At 49.2% G+C, this 25,074-nt stretch carries 22 protein-coding genes; 8 read left to right on the top strand and 14 right to left on the bottom strand.

Features of this window, described 5'->3' with window-relative positions; translation table 11 throughout:
* Positions 1-2: 2 nt before the first annotated feature.
* The 3 genes from KA369_07510 to KA369_07500 form a co-directional block, all read right to left on the bottom strand.
* Positions 3-2,309, bottom strand: a complete 2,307-nt coding sequence (locus KA369_07510; protein MBP7735802.1) for an NAD(P)-binding domain-containing protein — start codon at positions 2,307-2,309, stop codon at positions 3-5.
* A gap of 62 nt (positions 2,310-2,371) precedes the next feature.
* The gene (rpoD, locus tag KA369_07505; GenBank protein MBP7735801.1) at positions 2,372-4,126 is read right to left on the bottom strand and encodes an RNA polymerase sigma factor RpoD; all 1,755 of its coding nucleotides are present in this window, start codon (positions 4,124-4,126) and stop codon (positions 2,372-2,374) included.
* Positions 4,127-4,297: 171 nt separating this feature from the next.
* On the bottom strand, positions 4,298-6,064 hold the full coding sequence (locus KA369_07500; protein ID MBP7735800.1) for a DNA primase: 1,767 nt from the start codon (positions 6,062-6,064) through the stop codon (positions 4,298-4,300).
* A gap of 419 nt (positions 6,065-6,483) precedes the next feature.
* On the opposite strand from KA369_07500, the gene KA369_07495 reads away from it, so the two are divergent.
* Positions 6,484-7,524 (top strand): hypothetical protein, encoded by a 1,041-nt coding sequence (locus tag KA369_07495; GenBank protein MBP7735799.1) that lies wholly within the window; start codon positions 6,484-6,486, stop codon positions 7,522-7,524.
* Between the two features lie 50 nt (positions 7,525-7,574).
* Here the strand turns inward: KA369_07495 and KA369_07490 are convergent, their stop codons facing one another.
* The gene (locus KA369_07490; protein ID MBP7735798.1) at positions 7,575-8,036 is read right to left on the bottom strand and encodes a hypothetical protein; all 462 of its coding nucleotides are present in this window, start codon (positions 8,034-8,036) and stop codon (positions 7,575-7,577) included.
* Positions 8,033-9,466, bottom strand: coding sequence for a hypothetical protein (locus tag KA369_07485; GenBank protein MBP7735797.1), 1,434 nt, complete (start codon positions 9,464-9,466; stop codon positions 8,033-8,035). The genes KA369_07490 and KA369_07485 overlap by 4 nt, the downstream gene beginning before the upstream one ends.
* Between KA369_07485 and KA369_07480 the strand changes: the two genes are divergently transcribed.
* Together KA369_07480 and KA369_07475 are read left to right on the top strand one after the other, a co-directional pair.
* The gene (locus KA369_07480) at positions 9,465-9,611 is read left to right on the top strand and encodes a hypothetical protein (GenBank protein ID MBP7735796.1); all 147 of its coding nucleotides are present in this window, start codon (positions 9,465-9,467) and stop codon (positions 9,609-9,611) included. The two genes, KA369_07485 and KA369_07480, sit on opposite strands and share 2 nt — an antisense overlap.
* A 248-nt stretch (positions 9,612-9,859) precedes the next feature.
* A complete protein-coding gene (locus KA369_07475; GenBank protein ID MBP7735795.1) occupies positions 9,860-11,005 on the top strand; it encodes a class I SAM-dependent RNA methyltransferase in 1,146 nt (381 codons plus the stop codon).
* Here KA369_07475 and KA369_07470 read toward each other — a convergent pair whose 3' ends face one another.
* From KA369_07470 to KA369_07430, 9 genes are all read right to left on the bottom strand, one after another.
* Positions 11,006-11,419 (bottom strand): ParB N-terminal domain-containing protein, encoded by a 414-nt coding sequence (locus tag KA369_07470; protein ID MBP7735794.1) that lies wholly within the window; start codon positions 11,417-11,419, stop codon positions 11,006-11,008.
* Positions 11,420-11,431: 12 nt separating this feature from the next.
* Positions 11,432-11,890, bottom strand: coding sequence for a hypothetical protein (locus KA369_07465; GenBank protein MBP7735793.1), 459 nt, complete (start codon positions 11,888-11,890; stop codon positions 11,432-11,434).
* Between the two features lie 164 nt (positions 11,891-12,054).
* Positions 12,055-13,116 carry a tetratricopeptide repeat protein gene (locus tag KA369_07460; GenBank protein MBP7735792.1) on the bottom strand — a complete coding sequence of 354 codons (1,062 nt, stop codon included), beginning with the start codon at positions 13,114-13,116 and terminating at the stop codon, positions 12,055-12,057.
* Positions 13,117-14,049, bottom strand: coding sequence for a M23 family metallopeptidase (locus KA369_07455; GenBank protein MBP7735791.1), 933 nt, complete (start codon positions 14,047-14,049; stop codon positions 13,117-13,119).
* A gap of 578 nt (positions 14,050-14,627) precedes the next feature.
* Complete coding sequence (locus KA369_07450; GenBank protein MBP7735790.1) at positions 14,628-14,978, bottom strand: hypothetical protein; 351 nt, start codon at positions 14,976-14,978, stop codon at positions 14,628-14,630.
* A 60-nt stretch (positions 14,979-15,038) separates the two neighbouring features.
* Positions 15,039-15,890 carry a hypothetical protein gene (locus tag KA369_07445; GenBank protein ID MBP7735789.1) on the bottom strand — a complete coding sequence of 284 codons (852 nt, stop codon included), beginning with the start codon at positions 15,888-15,890 and terminating at the stop codon, positions 15,039-15,041.
* A 432-nt stretch (positions 15,891-16,322) separates the two neighbouring features.
* Positions 16,323-16,709: a YkgJ family cysteine cluster protein gene (locus KA369_07440; protein MBP7735788.1), complete on the bottom strand. Its 387-nt coding sequence runs from the start codon at positions 16,707-16,709 to the stop codon at positions 16,323-16,325.
* 9 nt (positions 16,710-16,718) lie between these two features.
* A complete protein-coding gene (locus KA369_07435; protein MBP7735787.1) occupies positions 16,719-18,260 on the bottom strand; it encodes an NAD(P)H-hydrate dehydratase in 1,542 nt (513 codons plus the stop codon).
* A gap of 4 nt (positions 18,261-18,264) precedes the next feature.
* Positions 18,265-19,209: a hypothetical protein gene (locus tag KA369_07430; GenBank protein MBP7735786.1), complete on the bottom strand. Its 945-nt coding sequence runs from the start codon at positions 19,207-19,209 to the stop codon at positions 18,265-18,267.
* A 527-nt stretch (positions 19,210-19,736) separates the two neighbouring features.
* On the opposite strand from KA369_07430, the gene KA369_07425 reads away from it, so the two are divergent.
* The 5 genes from KA369_07425 (at position 19,737) to KA369_07405 (ending at position 25,012) form a co-directional block, all read left to right on the top strand.
* Entirely contained in the window at positions 19,737-20,888 is a 1,152-nt protein-coding gene (locus KA369_07425) for an acyl-CoA dehydrogenase (protein ID MBP7735785.1), read from the top strand.
* Positions 20,889-20,983: 95 nt separating this feature from the next.
* Entirely contained in the window at positions 20,984-22,018 is a 1,035-nt protein-coding gene (locus tag KA369_07420; GenBank protein ID MBP7735784.1) for a nitronate monooxygenase, read from the top strand.
* A 161-nt stretch (positions 22,019-22,179) separates the two neighbouring features.
* A complete protein-coding gene (locus KA369_07415) occupies positions 22,180-22,530 on the top strand; it encodes a hypothetical protein (protein ID MBP7735783.1) in 351 nt (116 codons plus the stop codon).
* Between the two features lie 8 nt (positions 22,531-22,538).
* Positions 22,539-24,629, top strand: coding sequence for a VacB/RNase II family 3'-5' exoribonuclease (locus KA369_07410; GenBank protein MBP7735782.1), 2,091 nt, complete (start codon positions 22,539-22,541; stop codon positions 24,627-24,629).
* A gap of 2 nt (positions 24,630-24,631) precedes the next feature.
* The gene (locus KA369_07405) at positions 24,632-25,012 is read left to right on the top strand and encodes a hypothetical protein (GenBank protein ID MBP7735781.1); all 381 of its coding nucleotides are present in this window, start codon (positions 24,632-24,634) and stop codon (positions 25,010-25,012) included.
* Positions 25,013-25,074 lie beyond the last annotated feature (62 nt).

Here is a 25,074-nt window from a genome sequence, read left to right as displayed (position 1 = left end):
TGTCAATCAAGGATTGCGGCGAAGTATTCCACCGCTGACCGGTCTGTTGAAGTTATCCGCCCCTTTTCCGCGGATACAAGACCGCTCTTTTCGAGATATCGCAGGCCCTTTTTCACGATCTTTGAAGGAGCATAGTCGAATTGGCGGGCCGCCTTTGACGTGTAATGCTTAACGAGGCTTATCAGGGCATCATCCTTGACGGAATGGTCATTGTCGGCCAGGATCTTGCAGATAATATAATGAGGGAATATCTTCATATCCTTTTTCCATATTCCCCTGACCGTTTCGGGGATGCCCTTTATCATGTGAGACCGCTTGGTATATTCCGACAGCATGACAGGTTTTGAAAAGTTAATCCCTGTCACATCGGCAAGAAGACTGCTGTACCTGATGGAACCGAATGCTCCTGCAGGCTTCCCAAGATATGACACCTCAACCGGGACGAGGGCCACTTCCGCCGTGTGCCTGTAGAGGCACTCGTTGACAGCCATAAGAAACTCATCATTTTCCGGCCTGTTATCCACCCCACGATCGTATGAAACCGAATAGAGCATCGGGACGCCGTGACCTGTCACCGTCGCAAGATACTGCACGATTGTTTCACGATACACCGCATTTCCGAGCTTCGACCTGTCCACCACGAAACCGCCGCAACGCTTCAGGATAAATCTGTCTCTGGACCCGGCCGCTTCCGAGCTTATAAAAAATCGTGGAAATGGAAGATTCTTGATCATGATGGAGAGCATAATCGTCAATGAATCCGTCATCCCCCTGTATCGATTCACATACAGTACATTGACCGACTTGCTTGATTTCTTGATCTCTCCCATGTTCCCGGAGATAAGCAAACGCCCCCCTCTACCCGAAAGCCCGGCGATTACTCGCAGGAAAAAAATATAAATTGCCATGATCCATTTGAACAGGGGAGTATAATTATCGGTGATGGAATCCGTGTACAATTCAACCAATCGACGCATCGAATCCCCATAGGTATCAGCGGTCATTGCCTTGATGATGCGCCGCTCCCCGTCACCGGCGGAATCGGATGACGCGAAAGCCGAAAGATCACGTATAACATCATCGGGCCTTTGGGGCAGCAGCCTACTATTCTCTTTCGCGACGAACTTCTCCATGACCCGGCCTATTATCATCTCCCTGAACACGGCGCCCTTGAGCTGTTCCAAGCCTTTCTTGCGGTCGGAAATCTGTATTTTTGTGTTATAAAAGATATCTTCGAATTTCGACGGGTTCTTGATGGTCTCGATCAGCAGCGACGGGTCTTTTTTATTGAGCAATACCTCGTAGAGCGACCGGTATACCGGAATCGGCACACGGGAAGTCTCCGCGAGCTCAATGAGTGGCTCGATGGCGTAGGCGCCCTCGGCCAGGTAATTCATCTTCCCACCCATCCGCTCGATGACGCTGGACGGCCTGATCCTGAGAATGATCCGGTCCCACAGGGTAAGGGTCCTGCCCTTCCTAATGATCTGCTTTGCTATATCGCTCCCGAACCGGCGGTTTCTGCTATGCTCGCTCAGGGAGGTTGCCACCAAATCCCCCAGCCCGGATATATCGATCATGGCATCCTCGCTGATACCGAAGATCTTCCCGAGCCGGACCATCTCCTTGAGCGCTTCGGAGATGAGAGCTCCCGCCAGGTTATCTCCGCACCGGGGCAGCGCGCTGATCATGCCTGCTGCTATGGCGGCCGGATTCTTTAGCGTACCGCCCACTTCAACTGCGCGGATGTTTTCAGTTTCCCGGGCCTGCACGTATTCCGAATTAAGGAGCTCCGCCATGACAGAGCGGGACACTTCAGAGTCGCTCCCGACATTCAGGCAGGTATGGAATCTCTGCGACACCTCTTCGGCGTGGCTCGGCCCCGATATGGCGACAATTTTTCCGGCCATCTGCGGTAACGCCAGTTCCATGGCCTGTGAAATGGTGAGGACCCGGCCATTAATTTTGCAGAATCCCTTGGTAAGAAAACCCACATGCATGTCGGCGGTTATGAACCGCGCCATTTTCTGCGATAAATCGTAAGCCGCCTTCGACGGGGTCGAGAGGATCACCACGTCAGAACCCTCAACGGCCTCTCGCAGCACATTGGTCGCGATAATATTGACGGGGAGCTTTATGCCCGGCAGGAACTCGATATTCTCATGCTGCGCGTTGATGGACGCGGCAACGGACTTCTCGTAGGCCCACATGACGACGGTAAGATGGGACTTGGATTCCGCTATATTCTTGGCGACCGCGGTGCCCCAGGAGCCCGCACCTACCATGGCGATTTTTTTGATTTGGCGCATTACGTGCCTGTATTAAACCCGATAATCCTTATTTTTGTCGGGATGCACCGGGCCAACGGCTCCTATGCGTGATCCAGATAATCCTTGAGCTTGCGGGCCCTGGTCGGATGGCGGAGTCGGCGCAGCGCCTTGGCCTCGATCTGCCGTATCCGCTCCCTGGTGACCTTGAAGACATAGCCTACCTCTTCAAGTGTATGGGAATAGCCGTCATCAAGCCCGAAGCGCATGCGGATTACCTTCTGCTCCCGCGCCGGGAGCGTTGAAAGGACAGTGTTTATCTGCTCGGAAAGGAGACGGTAGGCGGCGGTATTGGCCGGAGAATCGACCTCCTTGTCCTCGATGAAATCGCCGAGGAGGGAATCTTCTTCCTCGCCCACCGGCGTTTCCAGGGAAATCGGCTCGCGGGCAACGTTCTTTACCGCCTTTACCTTGCCAACCACCCATCCCAGCCTGTCGGAGAGCTCTTCCGGGGACGGCTCCCTTCCGAATTCCTGCTGGAACAGCCGCGTTTCCCTCATGACCTTGTTAATCTGCTCGATCATGTGGACCGGGACCCTGATGGTCCTGGCCTGGTCGGATATCGCCCGCGTTATGGCCTGTCGTATCCACCAGGTAGCATAGGTGGAAAACTTGTAGCCTTTCTTGTATTCGAATTTATCGACAGCCTTGATGAGGCCGATATTTCCTTCCTGAATAAGGTCGAAGAAGTGCATGCCGCGGTTGGCGTATTTCTTGGCGATGGAAACGACGAGACGCAGGTTTGCGTTGATGAGCTCCTTTTTCGCGATCGATATCTTCTTCTGACCCGCGTTTATCTGCAGCCCCCACTCCATGATCTCGTCGGCCGTGGCCCCCGCCTCCTGCTCTATCCTGCGAATCTTGCGCTCGTTGTTGCGCACGTTCTTGATAACCTCGAGGATCTCGTCCTTGTTCTTGATCCCCAGCTCCTTGATGATCTTGGTTATGCTCTCGCCTTTTTCAAGCTTGCGCGCCAGGTGCTTGAGCTCCTTCAGGTCGCGGTGGAAGTCCTTCTCGATATCGGTGAAAAACTCGTAGGTCTCCTGGATCCGCGCCACCATGGATTTTATCTTGGCGGAAAGCTTGTTTATCTCGTTGTCGTTGATCTCAAGGTTCCGGATGGTCTTGCGGATATTCACCTTGGCGGATTCGATCTTTTCCTTGAATTCCTCCGCCTTCTTGGACTCCGAATCAACCTTCTTCAGCTTGTTCCCGAACTGGATCATCTTGTTGTCTTCTTCAATAATGATCTTCATCGTCTCGTGGAATTTCTTTTCCAGCTTGTCCAGGTCTACCGATGAGAAATAATAGAGCCGGTTGACCTTCAATACGTCGGTGAGCTTGATCTTTCCGCTCTTTATCTTGGAGTAATTTTTAATGAGGTCATTGATGAGCAGAGATGAATTGTATACGGTCTCCTCGATGAGAATCTCGCCCTCTTCGATCCTCTTCGCCAGGTCAACCTCCTGGTCTCCCGAAAGGAGGGACACCTTTCCGATCTCCTTCAGGTAGAGCCGTATTGGATCATCGACATGTGACGTCTCGGTTTGCGTGGAAAGGCTCTTTTTCGATGCGGTACTGCTCTTCTTCTTTACGCCGGGAAGAGACTGGTCTTTTCTCGTTGATTCCTCCACCATCTCGATGCCTAACTGGTTGAGAAGAATGAATACATCATCGATCTTCTCGGAATTGAGCAGCTTGTCGGGAAGTATGTCGTTGATCTCATCATAGGTGACCTCGCCGTTGGTCTTACCTATTTCAATGAGCTTTTTAACTTCCGGAACGGCATCCAACGTCATCTCTTTTTTACTCATGTCGCTATCATATCCTTTAAATAATATATGCTGCTTCCAAAGTCCGCCTGTTATCTATTCTTCTTTGTTAAATAGCAAATTTGACAATGTCATACTGGATTATTAGGACACAAAACACTCTCAATATACCATTTGTAAAGCGCCGGTCCAGTGCCGTTACATGACCTTGTTGTAAATATATTGAGAAAGCTTTTCCTTTTCTCTGCGCAATACCTCGATTTCGGTTATATACTCATGGAAACTTCCGCCGGGAGACGACTTTATTAAAGATGCATACTTATCAATTTTATCGTCAATTTCATGAACTTTCATGTTTATAAATATTTCAGTGTAGGCGGATCCCGGATTGGGCACTGAAAAATCTTCATTAAACATCTGGTTCAGAAAATCCATTTCTCGACCGGTCGTGAAAAAGTCAAATATTTTATCAATTGAAAATTGCCTGTCGGCAAAATACATATCCGCAATCTTTTTCATGATAGACCGCAACAATTCATCGGGGATGTCGTTTATGTTATAATCGATGACCGCCTTTTCAATGAGCTCAGGGTAATGGCATATGAGCTTTACCAGGTCCCTGTAGCTCCGTGTTAAAAAATCAGCCTGGTCACTTTTCGGCTGCTGTTCAGTTCTAAGTCCTGCTCTTTGATTGGCAATGTAATTCTTGAAATCGGTCCGCACTGAATTTTCATCCACATCCAGAAGAGTGCTTATCTTTTTCAGATATACCCCTCTCTCGGTTTCCAGCTTCACGTCGGCTATGGCGGCAAAAAGCAGCTTGAGGGTATTGACCCTTCCAAGGTTGTGATAATTGTCCATGATGCGGGCTATCCTGAAATCAACAGGACCCATGGCCCTGTCAACGACCGCCATGAATTCACGGGGCCCCTTTTTGATCACATAATCGAAGGGATCATCCTCCGGAAGCATCCCTATTTTTATGTTGACGTTCACGTCCTCGGAAAGCTCCAGGGAGCGTCCCGCAGCCTTTAGGCCGGCCGAATCGGCGTCAAAAAGAAATATTATCTCCGTGCAGTAGTGTCCCAGCAATTTGATCTGCTCCGTCGTTATGGCGGTGCCCAGGGGCGCAACAACGTTTTCAATGCCGGCCTGGTGGCACCCTATCACATCCAGGTAGCCCTCCACGATAATGACCCGGTTCAGCTCCTTTATGGATTCCCTGGCCCGGTTAAAGCCGTATAGGACGTTGCGCTTTTTAAATAGCTGCGATTCCGATGAATTGAGATACTTGCGAGGATCGTCGCCGATGGTCCTCCCGCCGAAGGCAATCACGTTGCCCGGGGCGTCGAAAATCGGGAACATGATCCGGTCCCTGAACATATCATAATAGCTGTTGACCCTCTTCTGGCTCGGCTTGATGAGCCCGAGGGACTCGGCGACTTCACGATCCTTCCCTGTTTTTATGAGCGCCCTGAGTAAGAAGTCCCATGAATCAGGGGCATAACCGATCTTAAAATCAGTGATGCTTTTATGGGTTACTCCCCTGCCGGTTATATAAGCGAGGCCTTTCTTGCCCGCCGGCGATTTTATATGGCTGTGGTATAATTCCGCCGCCTGGCGGTTTAGCCTCTGCATCGCCTCTACGATCGTCGATTCGCTCTTCCTGCCGTCGCCGATGTCAATACCGACCATGTCAGCGACGAACTTCACGCTCTCGGGAAATTCCAGGCGTTCAATCTTAGATATAAAACTAAAGACATTGCCTCCCGTATGGCATCCGAAACAGTAAAAAATCTGTTTTTCCGGCGTAACTGTAAATGACGGGGTTTTTTCTTTATGGAACGGGCACAGACCTATATAATTTTTCCCCTTTTTCTTCAAGGAAGGGACATACCGCTTGATAACATCCTGAATGACAACCTTGTCCCGGATCAGGTCTAACGTTTCAGGTTGAATAAACACATTGACACCGTAATGGACTTTATATTTGCACTTTTGAGGGACCCGCCCACCGGGATGTATATGACTGTAGCCCTATGCCCGGAAGGCCAGCCACTATAGATCCATACCCACGCAATTAGCGTATTGAGGTATCCTTATTATATTACAGTGAAGACAATTCGAGTGCTTAAATTATAGATAATAAATTTTTATACCAGCGTCAATAGTATAAATAATTTATTTAATAATTATATAAAAAATTAACTATAAAAATAATCAAATCATTCTCATGATGTCGATATTCAATATATAGATGCAATGCTGAAAATGTTCCATAAAGAATAGACGACATAATTTTTTACTTGAAATTAAACATTCTTTTACATATTCATCACTGCAATACGTAATATCCATCATTTATAATCAGGAGAGTGTTTCACATGAAAAAAATTGGTATCTTGCTGTTCATCACTGGTGTTTTTTTATTCATCAGCAACCTGCCACATAAAATATTTCAGTATCCGACCAGTCTATTGAAAGACAATGTTGTAGCAGCGCCATTCGTCAAAGACAGGAACAATGCCGCTCCTGATGCCGAGAGAGGTTACCGGTTTCCTGAATTTTACCGCGGGATGTATCTCAACGTCTCATCCGCCAATAACATGAAGAAACTTCAGGATCTTGTTACCAAAGCCAAGACCGCCGGAATCAACACGATGGTCCTTGACGTGCAGAGCGCCAAATTCGTAAAATGCATGGTCCCGGCATCCAACGTGCAATACTGCAAGGACAACGGCATTCATCCCATTGCCCGCGTCGTCATGTTTCCAGACGGCCTGAGAAAATACCCTGTTCCCGACAGTTATATAGAGGACAGGATATCCATTGCGGAGGACGCCTGCAAAAACGGCTTCAAGGAAATTCAGTTCGATTATATACGCTTCCACGACTCCGGCAGTACGAGACATCTTACCTTCAGCCAGAGATACAAGTATATCGAGGACATCCTCACCAGGGCCCGCAACAGGCTTAAAAAATATAATGTGCGCATCGCGGCGGATATTTTCGGCCGGATTCCCCTCAACAAGGATGACATCATCGGCCAGAACATGGAAAGCCTCGACAAGGTCGTTGACATCATATGCCCCATGGCGTATCCCTCGCATTACACCTGGAGCAAGAAATTCTACGGGGATCCCTATTACACGGTCCGCGAGACTTCTGTGCGGGCCAAATCGAGAAGCAAAAATGCCATGATCGTAACGTACATACAGGCCTTTAAAATGAAAATGGTGGGGATACCTTTCGATAAATACATCACGGACCAGCTCAAGGGCATTCATGATTCCGGTATCAAGGGTTATATACTCTGGAACGCGCGGCAGGAATATGATTTCCCTCTGGCGGTTGTTAAAAGCTTTTACTCGAACAAGGTATCAAGGAAAGAACGCTCGGATAAAACCGACACTATCATAGACTGACATAAAGGGGCGGGGTGAAAAATCCCGCCCTTAATCTATACCATCGTTTTTCATTTCCTTTCGTAATCTATCGTTATTTCAGCCTTGCCGTCCTTCGCGGTCTTCATATCGACAACAACGATCTTCTTTTCGGGCACGTCAAAATAAATGAAGTTAGGCTTGGGCTGCTCGATATTGTTGAGCTTGATATAACGCGACGATTTCTGGTCAAGGACCCATTTTTCAACAGTGACCAGGTGCCGGTTAGGCGCAAGAGTCGCTTCATATATCTTTTCCTGGGATTCAAGACCGGTCGTTGTTCTTCCCTCGTCGGCCTTGTCAATAATGAGCTTGTAGTATGATCTCCGGTCATTGTCCGGGTTATCTATTTCCACGTCCCTGCCTATAAACCGGAAATTATATTTTTCAGGCAGCCGGTATGTCTCCCCGTTTCTTTTTGCTGTTTTTGTGGCGCACCCCGCGGCCAGGGTCAGGAAGAGCGGCGCTAAGACAAAAAGCTTGGTGATTTTCATTGCGCACCTCTGAGATTGATCACATAGGGATTATCGTAATTCTCAGTAACGGCTTCTACGATGACATAGCCCTTCTTGTCAATCATTTCACTGAACACAACCTTCCTGTCTCCCTGTACATCCATGCTTTTAATGATAAAGCCCAGTGGATCCGTAACAGAGACTTTGATCGATCCCCCCCTTGCCCCCTGTATCTCGAATTTTTGCTTCACCCTGGTGTCATAGACCAGTAAGAAATAATCCTTGTCCCCCCGGAACGAAGTGAATCCCGAAATGGTTTTCAAAGTTAACTTGTTCGCCTGGGATAATTCATTATTTGGCTCTCTTTCCTGTTTTTCAGAGTTGGCGAGGGACGTCACGGTCAGGATGTATTCACCTGAAGGGATTCTGCCGGCTGACCTGGCCGATACGGTTATGTAAAAATCCTTTTCCGAATAAAAATTGGGATGCACCTCTCTCCTGGTTTTGCCGCCGCTGTTCACATCCATAATTTTCTCTCGGTCCATGTTGTACAGCGCAAGAATGCCATCCATGTCATCCGGGCACCTGAGCTCTATCCGGAAGGTGCCGGGGCCATTGCCAACCTGGTACAGGAAAACATCCGTATCATCTTTAGAATTAATTTTACCGCTGATGGTGTTCGTAAAGCTATTTGCCGATTCAAAATCGTTGTTAGGCTCCATCTCATTGCCAGATTCGTGCTCTTTTATCGTTGCGCTCAAGGTATATGGCTCATCATGGTTGAAGGCATATCCCCTGACGGCAACCATCGCGTAATAGGTCCCGGATTTTTTTATTCCGGCACCGCTGATGTATTCAGGTTCGCCGGGGCCTCCGTTATCCGCCATCGATATCAAATCTCCGTCGGGATTATAAAGGTACAGGAGCGAATTGACGTCGCTGACGCCGGAGAGGGATACGTTTATAAGACGCGGAGTGTCCGATTTAAGGTTCACGTCCAATGCAAACCAGTCTTCCTCGCGATGTAGATTCTCCTTGTCCTCATTGAGCCTGTTATAAGCGGGAGAAAAATATCCCGTTATCTCCTTGTCCATGTGTATGGTGTCCGCGTCCTCTTTTGAGTCGTTCGGCTCGGATTCCTCGGATATGGCAACACGGCTCTTGAGTATCAGCTCATAGGGATTCTCCTTGTCTGTTTTCCTCTGGTCGCGGTCGCTCTGGCATATCTCAAAATAGTAATATCCCGGGGTAACCGACAAGTTTGCGAATCGTTCGGGCGAAGACTTTCTGTTGTCATCAATCCACTTTATCAGGCTTGGGTCATCACCGCCCTTCCATATCTTTACAGCCAGGTTGATGCCTTTTACGCCCGAAAGCTGGATATCCGCTATCTTTCTTTCCTTTACGTGTATCACATAAAAATCCCTGTCATTGGGGCTCCCCATGTAACCGAGGATGCGTTCATCCATGGTAATATCACAGGCTGTTGAGAAAGAATTGTTCGGTTCCTTCTCAATCTTGCCTTTTTTGGCGCAAGACGGCAACAGCAAGGCTGTTGTTATGAATAGTGCGGTGATGATGATTCTCATGGCATTTCCTGGCCGTGTCCATTGACACATAGTTCAACATGAAATCTGAAAATTAAAAAATGGCATTCAGTTCCCATGTCCGAATCGATAATGTGTAATCAAATAACCGGCTATTGTCAAATAAATTTTGTTTTCCCAATTAATTACGGATATCACTTTCCCCCCGCAAGGACATGCATCGCCGGCAATGATCCAATGAAGCACCTCCGGGCATAATTATTTCCTTTACATTTAACCAAACCATGGAAATAACATCATTAATACAGAGGCATAATGGCACTCGGCGATACGTTCTTAACAATTACCCTTGACAAGCCGCTATATGGCGGTTATGCCATCGGTCGTCATAAGGGAAAAGCGATCCTTGTTCCCTACGGCATCCCAGGAGAAATGGTTTCAGTCGCCATAACCGAGGATAAAAAAGATTATGCATTCGCCTCTATTGTATCTATCATCGAACAATCCGACAGTCGTATCATCCCGCAATGCCCTCATTTCACTGTTTGTGGCGGGTGCAGCTATCTGCACATGCCCTATGATGAAGAGCTTTCATGCAAGAAAAGCATTGTTGAAGACAACCTTGGAAGGATAGCAGGCCTGCCGGCCCATCTGATACCTGCCATTGAAACGGTCCATGACGATCGCCATAACTACCGGAGCCATGCCGCATTAAAAGCGGAAAAAGGACTCCCCGGCTTTTATCGTAAAGGCACCAATGATTTCGTTTCCATAAGAAAAACGGGATGCCTCCTGCTCTCCCGGGAGCTCAATGACTGGATCCTGAATGACAATGTTCTCCCCGATGATGCCAGGATCGCGGCGGATACAGATTCACGCATCATAACATCATTCGGCAAGAATCCCGTCGTCGCAGAAAGGGTCGGCTCGCTCAGTTTCTTACGGGACATTGACCGTTTTTTCCAGGCCAACCGCTGTCTCAGGGAGCGAATGCTCGATATTGTCATTGGCTATGCCGGGATCAACGACGATGAAGTTTTTATGGATTTTGACTGCGGTGTTGGATTCTTTACCCTTCCCCTTGCCGAAGCAGCGGGATCAGGGACCGGCATAGACATCAGTGAAGAAAATATCCGCTGGGCCAGGCACAACGCCCGTGTGAACTGCCTCGATAACATCCGGTTCCAGGCGATGGCATCTTCCCGGGTCCATCCAGGCCGTCACCATCCCGATCTGGTCGTGATCGATCCTCCCCGCGCAGGGATAGACAAAAAATCAAGAAGGACGATCATGGCCATGGATCCGCCACGGATCGTCTATGTTTCATGCAATCCAGCGACGTTCTCCCGCGACGCCCGCGATTTTGTTTCCGGCGGCTACATTATTGACAGGCTCACGCTGATCGACATGTTCCCCTGCACACACCATATCGAGCTCATATCCCTTTTCGTAAAGAAGTGATCAGTCATTCCGCCTGAGGATGTACCTGCGAATCCATTCAATGATTCTCCCGAACAACCTGATGAACCAGAGCCGTATCCGCTCCAGGCCCCGGGATTGGAGGTACCGCTTTTCATCTTCGTACCGCTCGATCTCCGCTATGGTAAGGTCTTTCCGGGTAAGATTTTCATCCGCCTCGACCAGCAGGCGCTCGAATTTGGACAAAGAAGGCATGATGCTGCATTCGATCTCCTTCATGCCGATGGCCTTGCATGCCTCAAGTCGCCGGAAGCCCGCGACCAGCTCAAAATCCTCCGTGACCGTTATCGGGTTCAGAAGCCCGAATTTGCTTATCGATTCCATGAGATACGCCAGGTCGCCCGGGGAGGTTCGTATCCTTCTTCGAATGATAATATCGTCTATTTTCACTTTCATCAGAATCCTCCGCTACATTCTGCCGTAGAGAATCATGTTTATAAGCCGTGATACGAAAAAGGCGCCGATAAAAAGAAAGAACGGGAGCGATCCGAATATGCCGAGGAATTCGACCTGCTTGACTATTCCCTTCTCAAACACCTTCTTGCCGAAATGGTTGAAGTGATACCACTTCGGGTCCTTGCTCCGCTTATAGATATTCTTGAATATGACGATTTTCAAGCATAAGAGCAGCAGTGTGACAAATCCCGAAAGGAGCCAGAAAAAGAATTTCAGGTTCAGCTGGCGGATCAGCTCGGGCCTGCTCAGCGAAATGACAATGAGGGCCAGGGCAATCGCCATGTTCATCGCAACGGTCGCTATAAACCAGTAAAAATAGAGCTTATCCTTATTCTTGATGTATAAGGCTATGATTACTGCATGGAGCGTGAATGACGTAAGCAGGCAGAAAAATAGCGTATAAATGATCATAAAATATTCTTTCCCCAAAGGAAAATATATTATGTCTATAAAATGTCAAGAAAATTTAATATGAATAAATTTGAATGACAGATACAGGGAAACCCTCTCCATGGCGGTGAGGAGTTGAGCACTGCCCGGGTGGGTGCCATCGTTCATTTTGGGACGGTGTTTGATTACTGCTTGATCTGCTCTTTCGATTCGATGTATTTGAGCATTTTCTGGGCCCGGATGTTTCCGTTATCGGCTTCAATTGCCTTCTCGGCGAACATTCGGGCCTTTATCATGTTGTCATGCCGGTAATAGAGCTCCGAAAGGGCAACATATGCATTGGCGTGTGAGGGATTCAATTCAATGACTTTGAGCAGATAATCCTTGGCCGCCCTGTCATCCGGATCCGACGTACGGAAGCTGAACACGCCGAGGTAGTAATACATTCTCTCCGATTTGGGATATATCCTCAGGGCGTCCTTGCACGCCTTCATCCCTTCATCGCGGTATTTTTCCTTCAGCTTCCGGGGCATGAATGTTTCGTATACGTTCCTGTAGCTGATTTCTGCAATACTGCGCAGGAGGATGAACTTGTCTTCGTTGTCGTATAACCTGCTTATGTTATTCTTGGCTTGATTGAATTCGCGCAGGGCGAACTGGTCAAGCCCCTGGTTCAAATAAACAAGACCCAGGGCGAGATGTGCGTTCGGATTGTTCGCATCGACTTTCAATGCGTTCTTGTATTCGTTTATCGCTTCGCCATCTTCCCCGGTGACATGATAATAATCTCCCCTGGCTTTGTAGATATATGAATATTTCGATTCTTCACTACCGGCCGTAACGATCACCCTGTCCCCGACCGAACTGAGCCTGAAGTTGCCGTAACCCACGAGCATCGGCCCAAAAGAAGCGCTTTTAAAAATTGTGCGAACTGCCATCTTCGCGATGATCAGGTTCTTATCATTGATGACATAGAGGATATCACCCTCGCTTATACCTTCGGCGTCATGGAGGCGCACTGTAGCCTTGCTCTTGTCCTGCGCCTGTCCAAAAAGGTCGGCCGCATTATACTCGTCCTTCGATGAATATGATATTATCTTCCCCTTCTGGATGGCATCCTGTCCGGTCCGGTCGTTCATTGTATAAAAGACCTTGATCCTGGACCCCTTATCGCCCGAAATTACGGCCGAATCGGCATTAATAACCATTATGAACAGCAGCGCCACTGCGATTGTTATCTGTTTCATCTATCGTAAAAACCTCAGAGGATTTAACGGATTCACATATTTGCGTATTTCAAAATGCAGATGGGCCCCGGTCACGGCACCGGTCATGCCGGAATAGGCGATTACCGAGCCCTGCCTTACATCACTGTCAATTTCTGACACGTTCTTCGAATTATGGGCGTAAACGGTTATGAAGCCTCGGTCATGACGAACGATAACGCAATTGCCATATCCTGCTTTCCAGCCGCTGAAAATGATCCTTCCGTCGGCCGCGGCATGGACGGGAGTCCCCACATTGGCGCTGATGTCAATGCCGCAATGAAACTGCCTATGCCCGTACAGGGGATCGGTGCGGTTGCCGAAGCCAGAGGTTATCCTGCCGCGTATGGGCCATCTGAATTTAAGCGTCTCGGCAATTATCGTCTGAATGGCTTTTATCTTTTTGACGGCTACCGTGGTAGCTTCGCGCTGTTCTTCCGCGTCCGGGAGGAATATCCTCTGCCCCGGCCTTATTATTTTACCTTTAAGCCGGTTATGAGCCACTATGCTTTTCATGGAAATTTTGTGACGAACCGCTATTCTGTTCAGGGTATCACCCTTGTCAACCTTGTAGTATATTCCCTTCCTGGTAGGAACATTAATATACCTGCCCGGTTTCATCATATCCGGATTATTTATCTTGTTTATTCCTATGATACTGTGCTGATGGACACCGAAACGCCTTGCAATTCTCCAGAGATTGTCATTTTTTTTAATCTGGTACCGGCGGAGATGCCAGCGCCTGTCCTTGGCGCGGAGCTTTTCAAATTCATTTACCGCCTTTTCGGATATGCCCGTGCGGCTTTTTTTCTTATACTGTTCAAAATCTATGATTGCATCATCGAAGGCATCATTGTAAATAATCTTACCGTCGGCTTCATCTTCGGTTTCAGAAGGGGGGGTATCCGACGTCATGTTAATGCCATGTATGATAATTGAATTTTCCAATTTAACGGGATCATTATCATCACTGGAATATTTATTATAGAGGACTATTGTCCCGATTGCTATTAGAGACGCCAGGAAGCCGATCAATATATATTTTCTCATATTTTAAAAATCGGAATTCCGATTGAATATCTTTACACATATACATATACTAAAATGAAGGATTTCAGCATTTCGGCCCATCATTTATACTGCTGGAGGGAGGGGGGACCCCCTTGTTGCCAAGGGGGTGTGGATTTATGAAGAAATTGTTGTAATTAGTGATCTGTCTTCTGATCACTAATTACTGTTAGTTAATCTTGTATTTATAATACATGATTATCATTATTCTGTCTATCAGAGGTTGTCTGATTAATGCTTGGTCGTTACTCTTTTTTTTCTGTAGGACAAAATATGTGGTTTGTAGGATTATCAGCTGATTCAGCGGAAAGTGCCCATATACTGGCATGCTCTATTAAAAAAAAGCATCCCGGGCGATAATTATGTCCCTAGTGCCGCCGACCGGGCGAAACGGGACCTGGTCGACGGCATAGGTTTTTCTCTATTTAACCCCTGCCCTTCTTTCCTTCCTTTTTTTCTTCTTTTTCATCTTCTTTCTTTTCTATGTTACTGCCGAAAGCGGCAACTACAAGCACCTGTATCTCATGACATCCCCGCTCCAGCCTGTTCATGTACATCTTGACCGACGATCTCGACCTGACCGCGTCCCAGCCATAGGCATAATCTAGGAATATCGGAACGAGATTCCCCAGGCGCATGGATAAGGAGCACGACACGCTGGAATAGAATCTACGCGGATAGCCGTTCAAAGCGAGATGATGATATGACAGCAGCGCCCCCCTTCCGGCGGCATAAAAACCATTACCGACACCGACGACTTCATTGGTTTTCGGCATGTACAGGACATTATACCCCGGTTGTATCCTTGCGTCCCAGAATTTGAGCGGTATGCCGAGCTAGAGACGGGCTATCGTATAGAAATTGTGATAGAATTCCGTGCTGGCGTATCCTGGCATTATGGCGTGGTCCTGCTGCATGTAGCCGATCTGCTCTGCATTGTTCCTGTCGAGTCCCTTGAAATAGCCGCCGTACAATTCAAACTGGAGATTGATATCATGCTTGAAATTGTAATATGCCCCGACATTGAAATAGAGGCGATGCGTATCATGAACTTTGGACTTGTACCAGACCCCTTCGGTCATGCCCGTCGGCGGCGCCCAATGTCCGTTCAGCTTTTCATGGAACCAGAGCCTGTCATAATCGTACCAGGTGCCATAGCCTATGCGGTGGGCATACTGGTATTCTCCGCGAAACAGGTAGCCGTGCTTTACCCTTCCCAGGCTCGATTCTTTCACGTCGGAGATGAGTATTTCGAACCCCGGCTTAACCTGCCAGTGACGCTTCGGCATGTTGGGATACTTGTTATCGTTTTCAGTTAGGAGGACCATCCTGTAAAAATGGTACGAGGTATGATAGGTGATTTTCGTGGACAGGATACGGAGCCAGTTATACTGAAAGAACAATCCTACACCGGCGTTATTGCCGCCGAACTGACGCGGAGTATCGTTTGTTCCACGGTTGTACGATCTCCACGCGGAATAGGTTGAATGCTCGAGGAGCGGTTTTACCCCCGCGTAGATCCTGTCGTTCTTAAATGCCGCAATATAAAACACCCTGGTGGTGGTCAAGGTGAACTGCATGTAAAGGTCTTTGTTTTTAAAATTATCGCCGAACCAGGCATAAAAAAACAGCGGTGAATATTTATCGTATCCCTTGCTGAAGGGCTGGTTGACTCCCAATACAAGCACATGCTGGTATTCTCTTATTTTTTCCTTTGGAGTCATAATATCAGTTTCAACATCTTTGATTTCTTTTTCTTGAGTAAAGGCGGGTGCTGCAAAGAGAGTAATTAAGATAAGACTTACAAGCACGAAAAATGTTCGCATCATAAAGGCCTCCTTAATATTTGTTGAAACTAATGACTGCTAGACTCTATGCAAAACTTTTTTTATAATTATTCACGTGTCCCCCCGCCGCCGAAGGCGACAGGGGGCACATTATTAATTATCAAGTTGTAAGGCGGTTTTTTTATTCTGTATGCCGAATATACTCATCGTAAGTAATAATGAATACCATTCATAAAAAAGCGCAAGTAAAAAACTTGATCATCAATCAAATAGATCATATTTTTACGCTTGTCTAAAACGATTAAATAAAAGAAACAATTCAACGATGAAATGCTATTTTTTCTTAAAACGCCATTGAATCGATTTCTTATCCAGAAAGTTTTCGAATTCAATGCGTGTCGAAAAATAATGGAGATAGGGTGAGTCAAAATATTCGCATTCCTCTTCGAGATTGCCGTGATTGCGGCATATCCTGGGACGAATTTCGTATATAAGGCACCTGTTTTCCGGGCCGAGATTCTCACAGGGGCTTCTGAATTCTACATGCCACTTTTTATCATGATCCACGAACACATGGACGTTTTCATGGGACAGGTACCAACGGATATTGTCGTAGTCATTTTTCGACGTGGGCCTGTCAATTTCTATGGCGGTATACTTGCAGCACCTTCCCCCGCAATCTCCGCAGGGAGGTATGAATTGTTCATTCTTTTTTTTCATGATTACCTGTTACATCTGTTGTTTGGCGGCGCGTACGAAGGAAATAATATCCGATGATCTCAGGATATCCGTATTATTCTCGGAACAATGCAATTCTGCAGCCCGGCCGTGGATCCAGGCCCCGCAGGCGGCGGCATGGACGGCCGGCATCCGTCTCATCAGCAGGGATCCGATGATGCCTGACAGGACATCGCCGGACCCGGCCGTTCCCAGGGCCGCGCACCCGGTTGTGTTGACATACCGTCGCCCGCCCCCGGCCACGATTGTGGCCGGCCCCTTGAGGAGAACCGCACAGGAAAGCTCATGCGAAATCATTCCCGCCGAACCATACCTGTTCTTTTTTATATCATCAACGGACATTCCGGATATCCTTGAAGCTTCGAGAAAATGCGGCGTTATGATCCATTCGACCGCGGCGTCCAAACGCTCTTTTTTCACATAATCTCCCAGGTGAAAGAGGCCATCACCGTCAACAAGGATCCGTCCGGTTCCGCATCCTGCCGCGGCCGCAAACACCGTTTCGGCCACCACGCGGGAATATTCCGACCTTCCCAGTCCGGGACCGATAAGAATGGCGTTCCATCTCCTTGCGCCAAGTAATGACCTAACCGCCTCGGCCGCTTCCTCAAGGCCTTCGGGCAGGGCCATAGTCATCAACTCCGGTATTTTCCCTGCGATCAGCGGCCGTGCCGCTCCAGTGGTAAGGAGCGTCACAAGGCCGATGCCCGTTTCAAAGGCCGCCGATGCGGCCAGCATCGCGGCGCCTTCCATGCCGTCAAAACCGCCGATGATGAGGAGGTGCCCCCTCGCTCCCTTGTGGGAATCCGGTCCTGAGCAATATTCGGACTCTATTTCCCTGATGCCATGCTTCGAAAAGAATCCGCCGTCGATAAGCTCTGTCTTCAGGTCTTCCGATTCCGTGAGCTTTCTGGGAAAACCGATATCAACGACCCGCATTGTTCCGGCGTATTCCTTGCCGGGATATGTGACCAGGGATATCTTCGGCAGCCCGATGGTCACCGTCAGATCCGCCATGACAGCCTCGCTTTCAGGAGCGGCGCCGTCCGAACCGAGGCCGCTGGGTATATCCACGGATACGACAAAGGAATCAGAATCATTGATCATACGTATTACTTCGGCGGCCTCGCCTCGCACGGCTCCGGCAAACCCTGTGCCTAGAATGGCATCGATAACGCAGTCATAGTCATCCAGTTCAAGACCTGACCGTACCGAGCCGATCGGTATCCCGCTTTTTTTGCAGAGATTGAAATAGACCCGCGATGTATCGGATATTTTGCTTTCATCTCCCACAAGGAAAACATCCGTCTGCGTACCGTATTGGGTGAGGAAATAGGAAATCACGAACCCATCACCGCCGTTATTGCCGGTCCCGGCGAACACGGCGGCCTTTTTCATGCGAGGACATTCATATCTTATTGTTTCCGCGACTGACCTGCCGGCCATCCCCATCAGCACATCCCCGGGGATCCCCAGCTCCTGAATGGTAATCCGGTCAATAGCCTGCATTTCAGAAGAGGTCACAACCTTCATGGAATTACTCCCACCTTAGTATCTCAACTCCGTTTTTAAGGATGTTATATGAATACAGCTTGCCGGTATCATCCAGAATGATGCGTGAATAATAATTTCGCTTGTGCTCCGTTTTCAGATAGACATTATTGACGATTGTTCCGTCGAGGTTGGCAACCTCGTATTTTACCTCGTCATTGCTCACGTTCCAGAGATAGACGTACTTGTCGTCAATAATATCGAATAGAACATTTTTCGGATCAGGGATCATCATGATGGTCTTCGATATTTTCCCTTCGGGAATTGAATATTCAAAGATCTTGATATATTTGAGCCTGGTGCCATGGTAATACGATACCGAAATAAGTATCTTGTCGCCGGAAGAATACACCTTGACGTTGTCTATCTTCCCTTCGTATACGTTGCCTTCCTCGCGTTCCTTCAGGTTGAGGTTTCCGAGATTCATTAAATAGTCCCTGTTTTTTCCCTTGAAACGGAAAACGCTCCATGACTCGATGGAACGGGTAATCACAAAGAGGCGGTCCTTGGAATCTATATATAGCCGCTCTATATGCGAGAATGGCGTATCGGGAGTCCCCTTTTGACCCAGGGTGTACTGAAGCTCGCCGCTCTTGTTGAATACAAGAATAAAAGACGATAACACATCAATGCTGTCCATCGCCGAGTCTTTTTCCTTGCCCGCTTCCCGGCCATGGGACAATTTGTTCTGGATATAGACATTGTCATCATCATCTCGTACGACAAACCCGATGCTTCCGAAATTGAAATTTTCGCTTGGAATATCCTTTGTTTTAAGGTTTTTTACATTGCCGATAATAAGCTCCACGTCGCCGTTGGATTTCATTATCTGCACGCGCCGCAATTCATTATCCGCCACACAGATCATTCCCTTGCTCACGCCTATGCCGACCGAAAGGTCCTCCAACCCGTATTCATCGGTCTTTATCATCACCTGGCCCGGCTTCGAACCGCTTTGAATAAAGGCCAAACGTTTCGAGTTTAGGGAAGTAGACTTCCAGAAAGCGCAACCTGTCAAAATCAACGGCAATACCAACACCAAAGGGACTATTCTCTTCATACCGCCTCATAGGGGATCATATAATGATGACCGGGAATTGCACAGCTTTCATTAAAACATAAGAAATAAGCCCGGCACCTTTGCGATTAGAATCAATGGCATCATATTTTTCAAGATAATTTTACCCTCTCCGCCTAAAATCGGAAGGGAATGGTGCGGACTTGGCGCCATGTCTGCAATATGATTGAGCAAGGATGATAATCATTGGATTCAAGTATTTTATTCGCCTTGACAAAAATCAATCCGTTAAAAAAATAGATTACAACATCCTTATTACCCATTGCCTGAAAGTCATCGATTATCGACTTCCAGCTGGTATGGGGATGATAATATATATAGATTTCAAACGTCTCAATCACAAAAAAAACGCAATTTAACTACTGTACAAGGGGTACGACATGAACTTTAACTTAACCGAAGAACAACAGATGCTGAAGGACACGCTGCGTCAATTCGCTGAAAACGACCTGAAGCCCAAGGCGGAGCATTACGACAGGACCCATGAATTCCCATTTGAACACGTAAAAAAACTTGGTGAAATGGGTGTCATGGGCGTCGTGTATCCTGAAAAGTACAATGGCGCAGGCATGGACTACCTGAGCTACGCCATAGCGGTGGAAGAGGTGTCCCGGGGCGACGCTTCAGCCGGGGTCATCGTTTCCGCCCATAACTCCCTCTGCCTCTCGCCCATCAACTACTTTGCCTCTGAAGAACTGAAGCAGAAATATCTTACCAAGCTTACAACCGGCGAATGGATCGGATGCTTCGGCATCACCGAGCCCGACGCGGGATCTGACGCATCAGGGACCAAGACAACGGCCGAGCTTAAAAACGGCAAATGGGTCCTCAATGGATCGAAGAATTTCATCACCAACGGCGGCGTCGCCCAGGTGGCCGTGGTTACGGCCGTAACCGACAAGGGCATCGGCCACAAGGGCCTCAGCTTTTTCCTTATTGAGAAAGGGACCCCGGGCTTCAGCGTCGGAAAGACCGAAGACAAGCTCGGCATATGCGCCTCCTCCACGACGGAGCTCGTCTTCGACAACTGCGAGATTCCCGAAGGCCACTTGGTCGGCAAGCGAGGCGAAGGCTTCAAGATAGCGATGCATACCCTCGACGGAGGCCGCGTGGGCATAGCGGCGCAGGCGGTGGGAATAGCACAGGCAGCCCTTGACGCGGCTGTTGTGTACGCCAAGGACCGGAAGCAGTTCGGCAAATCGATCTCCGATTTCCAGGCGATCCAGTGGATGATAGCGGACATGGCTACTGAAATCGAGGCCGCCCGCCTTCTCGTGTACCAGGCAGCCAACCTCATCGGCACCGGCGACCGCCAGCGCTATTCAAAATACGCGGCCATGGCGAAACTGTACGCGTCCGAGATGTCGCACCGGGTCACCCACAAGGCGATCCAGATCTTCGGCGGCTACGGATACGTCAAGGACTACCCCGTGGAGCGCCACTACCGCGACGCCCGCATCACGGAAATATACGAAGGCACATCCGAGATCCAGCGGCTTGTCATTGCCAGCAACGTAATCCGCGAATATTAATTAATTGATTGATCTTCCACCTGCCCGGCAATTATAATGCCGGGCAGATTTTATTTTACATCTTACCGTCTACCACATCCCATGAGAGGTAATCCATGAAAACGCAAATCACCAAATTATTCGGCATCAAGTACCCGGTTCTACTTTCCGGCATGAGCTGGATCAGCACCCCCGAGCTGGTGGCGGCCGTTGCCAATGCCGGCGGTCTCGGGATCCTGGCAACCGGCATCCTCAAAGCGGAAGAGACCCGCGATTACATCCAGCGCACCAGGAAGCTAACCAAGAACCCCTTTGCCGCCAACGTTACTCTTTATTTCCCGGGAGCGGACCGGAACGCTAAAGTCATCATTGAAGAAAAAGTTCCCGTCGTCAATTACGCCCTGGGCAAAGGCGACTGGATATGCAAGGAAGTCCATGCCTACGGCGGGAAGGTGATCGCCACGGTGACAACGCTGAAGCACGCCCTGGCGGCACAGAAGGACGGAGCTGACGCCCTTATCGTCACCGGCCACGAAGCGGCGGGCCACGGCGGCGCCGTCACATCCCTGGTGCTGATCCCCAGCATCGTCGACGCTGTCAAGATCCCCGTCATCGCTGCGGGCGGTTTTGCCGATGGCCGGGGCCTCGCGGCCGCCCTGCTCCTCGGCGCCGACGGCATCTCCATGGGGACGCGGTTCATGAACTCGGTAGAAAGTCCAGTCCATCCGTCGCAGAAAGCCATCAGCAACGAGACCGATGTCTACAGCACCATTTACACCGACAAGGTCGACGGTCTTCCCGCGCGGTTCATGAAATCGACGGGGTCCCTGCGCCTCATGAAGAAAAAGCTGAATCCCCTGACCTCGCTCCTCATGTCACGAAAAATAGCGAAGCTCCTCGGATTCCCGTGGCTCAAGCTGGCAATCGGCATAATGTTCATGGGGTTCCAGAGATCAATGCAGATGGCGCGGATGGCCATAGGCTTTGAGGCATTCAAGGTGGGCACCATTGACGGCGACAATAAAAAGGGCGTTCTTCCCATCGGCCAGGTTACGGGCATCATCCACGATACCCCGACGGTGAAGCAGATCATCGAGCGGATAGCAAAGGAAGCAAAAGAAGCTCAGAAGGTTCTGGCTTCCAAGGTGTAATCCCTCATCTAAAAATACCGCCTGTCAGAACGCATATTGTTACATTAATTTTTTTGAAAAGTTATTCGTTTTGATCGGCGGATTTTTTATTTCCTAATTTATATTGACAATTAACCATAATTTTTGTATTTACATAGTATCAAATAAAAGGGGAGACAATCATGGGTATACTCAAAGACACCGGTGACACCATTGTCAAGTACGGCGAAATCATTGTCAATAAGACAGAAGAGCTCGCGAAAATTGCGAAGCTAAATCTCGATATAAAACGTCTGAAAATCGACCAGGGCATCGCCGAAAAAGAACTGGGAAGATATATCATCGAGAAGATAGACGGTGGCGCCTCAAGCATCGACTGCGCCGACGTCAAGGTGAAGGAGTTCCACGACAAGGTCGCGTCGCTGGTCAAAAAGATAGAAGACAAGAAGGCCGAGATAGAAAAAGTAAAAACCGAAGCCAGGGAAGCAAAGCCGGGCAGCAGCAGCAGCAAGCCCGAGGGCGGCTCACAGTAGCCTGATACATGCCTGTAACCTCAAAAAAAATCGTTGCCTACATCAATGCCCGCACGGGCGAATTTACCAGGAAAGAGATCATCAACGACCTGGTAAGTCAGAAGGTTGATCGACGCAAAAAGAAATCAGGGAAAAAGACCCGCGACGCCGCTCCGACAAGGGAGATATCCGTCCTTGACATGACCCTTGAGTCGATGACGGAAGCAGGTCTCCTCCGCAAAAAAAGAAACAGCTTTGTCAAGGTCCATGCCTTTTCCATCGAGGGCGCGATACGGATCAACTCCACGGGAAACGGCATCATGCAATTCCTGGAAAATGAGATCATAATAAAAAAGGATGATACCGTAGGCGCCCACGATAAAGATCTTGTGCTGGTCAAGATCACCGACGTGAGGAATGGCGTCATCTCCGGCGCGGTGGATAAGATCATCCGCCGCGAAAAGAGCTTTTTTTTCGCCAAAACCGTCCACATGACCCGGGACGCGGCAATCCTAAATCTCCTGGATGCGCCGGGTATCCGAGAAGTTGCGGCCCCCAAGGCCCGAAACGGCATGGATGTCGGCGACATAGCCATTGTTATCCTTGAAGAGGGACTTTACCTTAAACGCCAGAAATGCAAAATCATCAATACCTTTTCGCCCGATGACGACAGTCAGGATCTTGAACGGATCAAGGTCAAGCACTCGCTTCCTTCTCCCCACAGGGACTACCATGAGCTGAAAGACATTCAGGCCCTGCGGCCCGATATGGGATCCCGCAAAGACTATACCGGCCTGTTTACCGTTACCATTGACGGGGCCGACGCCAAGGACTTCGACGACGCAGTATCGATAGAGCGGAAAGGCGACGGCTACACGCTCTATGTCCATATCGCCGACGTATCATCCTATATAAGCAAGAACTCCGAGCTTGACCGCGAAGCCCTGAAGCGCAGCACCAGCTGCTATCTGGGCAAAAACGTCATTCCCATGCTTCCGGAGGTACTTTCCAACGACCTCTGCTCCCTGCGCGAGGGAGTCGACCGCCTCACCATGTCAGTCGAGATGGACATCGACCGGAAGGGTTCAGTGCGGGGGCAGCGCTTTTCGCGCGGGCTCATACGAGTCGACCGGAGACTCACCTATAAAGGCGCAGACGAGATACTATCGGGCGGCGATACCGGCCCCATCGCGGACAAGCTCCGGACGATGTATGAGTGCGCCCTGCTCCTTAACGGCCGCCGCCTGAGCCTGGGGAGCCTGGAACTCAACCTGACGGACCAGTCCCTGGTCTATGAAAACAACGTCGTCACCGACATCAAGTATGTGGAACGCCTGAAAAGCCATCTCCTCGTCGAAGAATGCATGCTCTGCGCCAACGTCACCGTGTCCCGGTTCATACGTGAAAACGGCGTTCCTTCGCTCTATCGCAACCACGAGCCGGTGGGCGCCGACTCCCTTGTTTCACTCAAGGAATTTCTCAGGCAGCTGGGCATTCCCTTCAAGGCGGCCGGCAATGTGACAATGAACTTCCAGAGGGTATTGTCGCAGGTGGCTGGATCCGAGGTCGAGCACGTTGTGAACATGGTGATACTCAAGTCTATGATGCAGGCCTATTACGGCGCCTTCCCGGAGGGGCATTTCGGCCTCGGCTTCAAGGATTACACCCACTTTACGTCGCCCATTCGCCGCTATCCGGACCTCATAGTGCACCGCTGTCTTAAGAGCATCCTTGACGGAACGAACCATCCCTACGGACAGGATGAGATCATCGAGATCGGCGACCGCAGCTCCGAAATGGAGAGGGTGGCCCAGTCGGCGGAGCGCGATTTCCGCAAGCTCAAGATCTGCCGGCTCATGAAGGACCGCGTCGGCGAGATCTTCACCGGCGTCATCAACGGCGTCAGCCGGTACGGGTTCTACGTGACCATCACGGAAAAGCCCATCGACGGCATGGTTCCCATCTGGTCCCTTACGGACGATTTCTACCTGGTGAAAGAGGATGATTACACGGTGATAGGCAAAAAGTACGGCAGGCGCTTCAGGATGGGAGACCGCGTCCGGGTGAAACTCACCAGCGTCGAAATCGACCGCATGATAATCGATTTTGAAGTGATATGACCATGCCCCAATTCGCGATCCATCATCATCCGGATTCGCCTGCATACTATGATATTATAATTGACGGCGGTGAATCACTTGCAACCTTCCGTATCGCCCAGTTTGACATGCTGGCGTTCCTGGACGGAACCGAAGTCAAGGCTGATGAGGTCGACAATGGTTCAGCCGGGACCGCGCCCCTCGACAAGCCTGTCTCCTGCGGCGCCGGGAAAGTGCGCCTCTTTGACTCTGGCCTGTGCGCCATCGAGCGCTGGAGCCCTCCGGTATACCTGATACAGGTCGCCGGCAAGCAGTTTTACGGAACGATCCATATGCTTAAAGTCGAAGATGGATACAGCCTGCGATACATCCGCAGCAGATCAAGGAAGTCTTACCACCGGTGATCGTTCCGTCTTTTCCTTCCGTTAATTCTAAAAAATTGTTGTATGAAAAAACACCAGTGCTA

This window comes from Spirochaetota bacterium (assembly GCA_017999915.1).
Classification (GTDB): domain Bacteria; phylum Spirochaetota; class UBA4802; order UBA4802; family UBA5550; genus RBG-16-49-21.
This window is presented reverse-complemented; position numbering and strand designations above follow the sequence as displayed.